The organism is Microbacterium sp. 13-71-7, from assembly GCF_002257455.1.
Taxonomy (GTDB): Bacteria; Actinomycetota; Actinomycetes; order Actinomycetales; family Microbacteriaceae; genus Microbacterium.
In genome coordinates this window covers 1-6427 of record NZ_NCKN01000221.1, presented here as the reverse complement: position 1 = coordinate 6427, position 6427 = coordinate 1, and the positions used below count along the sequence as shown (strand labels likewise).

The 6427-nt window shown below is 71.6% G+C and carries 8 protein-coding genes and 1 pseudogene; 2 read left to right on the top strand and 7 right to left on the bottom strand.

The genetic code is table 11. The features are described 5' to 3' along the window. Nucleotides 1-793 precede the first annotated feature (793 nt). Nucleotides 794-1471, top strand: coding sequence for a YqaJ viral recombinase family protein (locus B7X32_RS17040; RefSeq protein ID WP_292722312.1), 678 nt, complete (start codon nt 794-796; stop codon nt 1469-1471). 22 nt (nt 1472-1493) lie between these two features. On the opposite strand, the gene B7X32_RS17035 is transcribed toward B7X32_RS17040, so the two are convergent. The 7 genes and pseudogenes from B7X32_RS17035 to B7X32_RS17005 form a co-directional block, all read right to left on the bottom strand. Beyond that, the gene (locus tag B7X32_RS17035) at nt 1494-2006 is read right to left on the bottom strand and encodes a hypothetical protein (protein ID WP_292722310.1); all 513 of its coding nucleotides are present in this window, start codon (nt 2004-2006) and stop codon (nt 1494-1496) included. Nucleotides 2007-2032: 26 nt separating this feature from the next. Next, nucleotides 2033-2677 (bottom strand): hypothetical protein, encoded by a 645-nt coding sequence (locus tag B7X32_RS17030; protein ID WP_292722308.1) that lies wholly within the window; start codon nt 2675-2677, stop codon nt 2033-2035. Further along, nucleotides 2674-3285 carry a signal peptidase I gene (locus B7X32_RS17025; RefSeq protein WP_292722306.1) on the bottom strand — a complete coding sequence of 204 codons (612 nt, stop codon included), beginning with the start codon at nt 3283-3285 and terminating at the stop codon, nt 2674-2676. Before B7X32_RS17025 ends, B7X32_RS17030 begins: the two co-directional genes overlap by 4 nt. A 31-nt stretch (nt 3286-3316) precedes the next feature. After that, on the bottom strand, nt 3317-3979 hold the full coding sequence (locus B7X32_RS17020; RefSeq protein WP_292722303.1) for a SipW-dependent-type signal peptide-containing protein: 663 nt from the start codon (nt 3977-3979) through the stop codon (nt 3317-3319). Nucleotides 3980-3983: 4 nt separating this feature from the next. Continuing rightward, nucleotides 3984-4607, bottom strand: coding sequence for a SipW-dependent-type signal peptide-containing protein (locus B7X32_RS17015; protein WP_292722300.1), 624 nt, complete (start codon nt 4605-4607; stop codon nt 3984-3986). Between the two features lie 137 nt (nt 4608-4744). Next, entirely contained in the window at nt 4745-5890 is a 1146-nt protein-coding gene (locus tag B7X32_RS17010) for an SseB family protein (RefSeq protein WP_292722298.1), read from the bottom strand. 68 nt (nt 5891-5958) lie between these two features. Then, nucleotides 5959-6144: pseudogene (locus tag B7X32_RS17005) on the bottom strand (hypothetical protein); the annotation flags it as partial. 61 nt (nt 6145-6205) lie between these two features. Between B7X32_RS17005 and B7X32_RS17000 the strand changes: the two are divergent. Continuing rightward, on the top strand, nt 6206-6427 hold a 222-nt coding region (locus tag B7X32_RS17000), incomplete at its 3' end, for a hypothetical protein (protein WP_366247006.1).

The window sequence follows — 6427 nt, the reverse complement described above, 5'->3', positions numbered from 1 at the left end:
ATGCGCCGATCCGTCCAGCCGTTCAGGATCAGATCCTCCCGCGAGCGCACGAGCTGCGCCAGGACCTGCTCGTGGTGCGCGACGCCCGCCTCCGAGATCTGTGCCATGCCTCATCCTGAGCGCCCACGGAGGCCGATCGAGCACCGATCGCGTATCTCGTGCGAAGCTCCCCCGCACGGTCTTCTGTGGAGGACGATCCCGCCGCAGGCCGGGCGGGACCGCGGTTCTCGCCGAGAGCACCGGATCCTGCCGAGCACACAGGAACGCGACGCCAATAAGCCGTGCGCTCGGCAACAACCCGTGCGCCCGGCGATCACGCACGCCCGCGGCTAACATCCCGCACGCTCGACAACAACCCGTGCGCTCGACGTCGACGTGAACGAGAACACCGGATCCTGCCGAGCACACAGGAACGCGACGCCAACAACCCGCACACTCGGCAACAACCCGTGCGCCCGGTGATCACGCACGCCCGCGCGCACACCCTCGGCCCCATCCCGCACACTCGACAACAAGCCGTGCGCTCGACGTCGACACGAACGAGAACACCGGATCCTGCCGAACACACGGGAACGCGACGCCAATAAACCGTGCGCTCGGCAGCAACCCGTGCGCTCGGCGATCACGCACGCCCGTGCGCCCGACGACCGCGCAAGCCCGTGCGCCGGGAACGCACCACGCACCCGGCTCCAACAGCCCCACGCCACGCCCGCCCGCCACCGCGCACCCGGCGACCCCGCTCCGCGCGGCGCGCCAGGTCGTGGGCGTCGGCGGGCGGAGGTAGCCTCGATGGGTGACCCCGGAGCTCGAAGCGCGCATCATCGCGGATTCCCGCGATCGGGTGGCGTGGCTGCGGGCCAGGGCGCGCGGCATCACCGCGACCGACGTCGCCGGGCTCACCAGCGACGGCTCGATCGCCCGCGCGGCGGACGCGAAACTCGGCGCGGGACCGCGTTTCGGCGGCAACGCCTATACGGACCACGGTCGGCGTCGCGAGCCGGAGATCGCCGCCTGGGTCGCGGCCACGCACGGCATCATGCCCTCGTCCGCGCTGTTCTGCGCCGAGGTCGAGAGGCGCCATCTGGCCACTCCGGACGGCATCGTGCAGGAGGCCGACGGACGAGTGCTGCTGGCGGAGATCAAGACCACCAACAAGTCGTGGCGCTCGATCCCCCGCACCTACCTGCGACAGGTGTGGTGGCAGCAGCACGTGCTCGGCGCCGAGCGCACGCTGTTCGTGTGGGAGGAGCACGACGACTTCCAGCCCATCCACGACGAGCCCAAGTCGGTGTGGATCGACCGCGACGATCGCGAGATCGGTCAGCTCGTCGGCCTCGCCACGCGCCTGATCGACGAGCTCTACCACCGCACGACGGGCCGGACGCCTCCTCGGCTCTCGCCCGCCGCGTCCAGCAGCCGGGATGCGCTGCGCGAGCGCGACATGTTCCGCGCGCTGGCCCTGGCAGAGTGACCGCCGCCCGGGCGGAGCCTCGTCACGTCCCGTTCGTGAACGTGCACGTCGGGGTGTTCAGGATCGGCTTGGTGTAGGTGAGCGTCGAGACGTTCGGCGAGACCCAGCCCGTCCACGCCTTGGTGCGCACGTTGGAGTTGAAGCTCTCGCCGAGCAGGCCGCCCAGAAGTCCCGACAGCAGGCTGCTGCTGAACGTCGTCGTGTAGACGCCGTTCACATCGGGACCCGTGGTCGGCACCGCCTGCCAGGCCGTGCCGGCGATCTGCCACTCCGTGTCGGCCGCGGCGGTGAAGCCGGAGTACGGCGCCGTCTGCGCCGTCCACTTCCAGGTGACCACCATGATGTTGCCGCCGAGCAGCGCGCTGCGGCACGTCGACACCCCGGTGATCTGCGGCGGCACGAGTCGTACCGCGGTGATCCCGCTCCCTCCCGCGAACTCGGGATCGGTGAAGGATGCGTCGGTCTTCTGCACCGGCGGGGCGAACAGGACCAGCCCGAGGAGCAGGACGCCGAGGACCGAGAGGACACCGGTCAACGTCCTCCGCGCTCCGGCGCGGCCCTTCATCGCTCACCGCCGTCACGCCGACGCCGCGCCGCGACGAGGAGGATCACGACAGCGGCGGAGACGAGCACGCCCCCCACGACGATGAAGGGCACCGGCACGCCGCCGCCCGTCGCGGGAAGAGCGTGCTCCGGCCCCGGCCCGACCTGCACGGCGTCGCCGAATCCGTCCGCGTGCACGCTTATCTGCGTGGATGCGCCGCGCTCCGCCTCATCCCCGACCCGCACGTCCAGGCGCAGGTGGGCGACGGCATCCGCGGGCATCGCCTCGATCTCGACCGGTCGGCCGCCGCGCGGCACCGCCCAGTCCGCGCGCAACGTGCGCTCCCCCGACGGGCAGCCGCCGCCGCGCCACGGCTCCGCGCACGTGCGGACGTCGATCGCGAGCGGCGCGGAGCCGCTCGCGCTCACGCTCACCCGCACGAATCCGGCATCAGGGGCGTCCGCGCTGACCGTCAGATCCCAGCGCACGCTCATGCCTTCGGTCATCGCCGCCGCGGCGGACCAGTCCGCGCTCGAGACGATCCGCACATACCGCCCCTGCACGGTCTCGGTCACGACCGAGGCATGCGCCGGTGACGCGTTCAGCGCCCCGAGCAGCCCTGCCAGAAGGACCGTCGCGGCGAAGCGGATCCGCGTCGTCATGACACCGGATCGCCCGCGGTCGTCTCGTCGACCTTCCGGGCGCGGCCACCCGTCCGGGGCCAGAAGGCCCAGATCACCAGGGCCGTCGCGCCCAGGGTGAGCCCGCCGAGCACGAACGGATTCCCGAACGCGACGATGACGGGCGCAAGACCCGGGATCGCGAAGCGCACGATGCGCACCGTGCTCACCGGATAGGGCGCGGGGTCGTCCTGCGCGTTGGCGTCCCCGCGCAGCGTGATGAGTCGCTGGGCCGGGGAGGCTCCGTCCTCGACCACGCGCACCCGGTGGGTGACGGGCAGCTGCCCCGGGCGGTCGACCGTCACCACGTCGCCGACGTGCACCTGTGCCGCAGGGATCTGCTGCACGACCGCCACCGATCCGGCAGGGATCGTCGGTGACATGGATCCGGTCCGGAACATGATGAGGGTGATGTGGGCGGTGAAGGCCAGCACCACCAGCACGATGCAGATCAGGCCGGCGAGCGCTGCGACCCACAGCAGCACCTCGCTGAGCACGCCCCGCGCCGTCGGCCTGGGCCGCGGGGCGGTCGTGCCCGACTCGCGCTGCGCGCGGCGGGTCAGCGGTGCCGGGGTCGTCGCCTGGGTCACGGTCCTTCTCCTTCTCATCCTGTGTGCGAGGTCAGCTCGACGTCGCGACGAACTGCCAGGTCTGGGTCAGCGCCAGCCCCTGCGCGCCGTTGCCGACGGTCGACGGCATGGTGATCGCGAAGCAGTAGTTCACCTGGTTCCCGCCGTTCGCCGTGACGGTCTGGGATCCGGCCGCCGAGGTGTTCAGCGCCGATCCGTCCGCGATGACGACCGTGGATCCCGCCGCCGCGTAGTCCGTGGCCGACGCGCACTGCGCGGCCGTCACGGTCTTCACCCCGTAGGTGAGGTAGTCGGCGAGCGTGCCTGCGGCGTACGTGCTCGCGGTGAGCTTGACCGTCCCGGCGACGGACGGGTTGGCGGTCTTCACGCTGAACAGCGCGTAGACCGTCTTGCCCGGCGCGAGCGCCGCCGCATCCGCCGCGGCGGCGAACGTCATCGCGATCGCCGTGCCCGCGGTCGCATGGCTTGCGAAGGTCGTGCCGTTGATGCTGCCGACGACATCGAACCTCCCGGCGGTGAACGTGCCCGTGGCGTACTCCCCGTCGTTCCAGCTCGCGAGCGTCACGGTGGCGCCGACGCCGAGCACGAGCCCGCCGGCGAGCACCGCCCTGATCCGTCTCAGGGCGAGCCCGCGCCGGCGTGTGCGGAGGCGGCGACGCGTCGTGACGACGGCCGTGGTCTCCCCGGATGGCATGGGATCAGCTCGAGGTGGCGGTGAACGACCAGGTCCCGGTCGCGGCGCCTCCCTGCACGAGCGACGCCTTCGCGGTGGCGACGAAGCACAGCTGCGTGGCGGTGCCCGCCGTGCCCGCGGTCGCGCCCTTGGTGAGTGCGACGCTGGATCCGGCCGTGAAGGAGGTGAGGTCGGCGCCGGAAGCGACCAGGGTGCCGGTGGTGGCGGTCGCATCGCAGGTCGCGGCGGGCGCGATCGAGTACACCGAGTAGGACACGTTGGTCGCGTTGGCACCGGTGCCGGTGCCGGTGGATGCCACGAGCGTCGCGTTGTTCGTCGTCGTGCTGTCCAGGCGCACCCAGAACGAGGCGTAGACGACGTCGCCCGGCGTGAGGTTGCTGAACGGCGCACTGAAGCTCAGGGCGGCGGCCGTGTCGCCCTTGGTCACGTTGTGGTTGCTGAATCCGGCGGTCGCGGAGGTCGTGGACCCCTCGAGGTTGAAGGAGCCGGCGGTGAAGGTGCCGGTCGCGAACTCGGAGTCGTTCCACGCGGCGAGCGTGATGGCCGCGCCGACGCCGAGGACGAGTCCTCCGGCGAGCACAGCGAGAATCTTGCGGCGGTTGCGTGTGGACGTTGCCTCGGCGTTCATGTCGTTTCCTTGCAGTCAGGGGCTGATGCACCCCATCCTGGAAGCCGGAATATCGGTATGCAAGGAACTGGCCGCGTTCTTCAGGCTTCCTTCAGGGAACCTTGAGGAGCGGTGGAACGCGGCCTCGAAACGCCGTCCTACTCGGCCGGAGCGAGCGCGATCACGGGCGCGAGAGCCTCGCGGCTGACGGCGATCGCGGGCCCCGCGGCGTCGACCAGCACGCCGCTCATCCCGGGCTGCTGCACCAGCACGCCGCCGATCTGCTCGGCGGTGAAGGGCAGGGGCTGGTCACCGCGGCCGAGCGCGATGACCTCGAGCGGGTGGCTGAACAGCTGCAGGTAGCGCGCGCCGTCGGCCGTGTGCGCCTCCGCCACCCCGTACTGGCCGTCGCCGTCGACGTCGCTGACCGCGACCCAGAGCCGGGCCGTGGTGAGCGCCTCGGCGACGCGCGCCTCGGAGTCCGCCTCGCGGGGCGCCGCGAGCAGGGTCTTGACGGCGAACGTCGGATCCGCCTCCTCGAGCGCCTTCTGCAGGATCTCCGAGGGGAACACGACACGGTGCGGCTCGGAGGCGTTGTCGATGATGAGGCCCGCGAACGGTCCGTCGATGACGTTCTGGTACACCGCCTGCACGGGCTGCACCACGGCCGAGGTCTCCGCCGGGTCCTCGTCGCCCTGCTGCACGGAGTCGCGCACCGCCGCGGCCGAGCTGAACGCCAGCATGAAGGAGTTCTCGCCGTCGTTGACGACCGCGATCGCGAGGGGCTTGCCCTCCTTGATCTGCTCGCCGGCGTCGCCGCTGACGCGCAGGAAGAGGTGCCCCTGCAGCGACTGACGCAGCACGCCCAGCAGCTCGGCCTGGCTCGCATCCTCGCCGAGCTGCGCGAGCGCGTCGCGCAGCAGCGCGTTGTCCGGCATGCCGGGGATCGACTCGGTCTGCTCGGGCGGATCCACCGGGGCGAGCGGAAGCGGAGGGCGACCCGACGGCGCCTGCACCTGCGCGGGCGCGATCGGCGCCTCGTCCCCGACGGGGTCGATCAGGTCGTGGCCCGCCTCCGGGGTCTCCGCAGGAGGGGCGACCGCGGGGCCGGACGGCGAGCCCAGACCGCGGAAGGCCTGCACCGAGACGTTGACCACCGGAGCGGCGGCCTCGCCCGCGGGCTCCGGCTCGGCGCCGGACTCGGGCGCGCTCACCCCGGCGTCCGGAGCGGCTTCCACGGCGGCGGGAGCGGACTCCGGCGTGACGTCGTCGTCCTGCTTATTACGGCGCGAGAAAAGGCCCATTGCCCCAGCCTAAACCGGGACCGTCCTCCACCACGCCCCGCGCCCGCATCCCGGTCACCGGGCGGCGGTCAGAGCTTCTCGATCGGCGCGATCTTGACGAGCAGCTTCTTCTGGCCCGCGGTGTCGAAGCGCACATGCGCGATGCGCTTCGCGCCCTCGCCGGTGATGGCCTCGACCTTGCCCTCTCCGAAGTCGTCGTGACGGATCCGGTCGCCGGCGGCGAGCTCCAGGTCGCCGTTGTCCCGCACCTTCGCCGTGACGCCCGCATTGCACTTGCCGCTCTTCAGCAGCGGCCTGCTGCAGGCAAACTATGGAATGAGCAAGGCCCAGCTCGAGGGCACGGTCGCGCAATACCGGAGCGTGGTGCTGCAGGCCGCACGCGACGTGGCGACCCAGGCGCTCACCGCGGAGATGCTGGCCGAACGCCGCGCACAGCAGCAGGCACAGATCGAGGCCGACCAGCAGATCCTTCGCGCCGCCCAGGCACGCGCCAGGCAGGGCGTACGCGATGCACGCGAACCTCTGGCGGCGGAGACA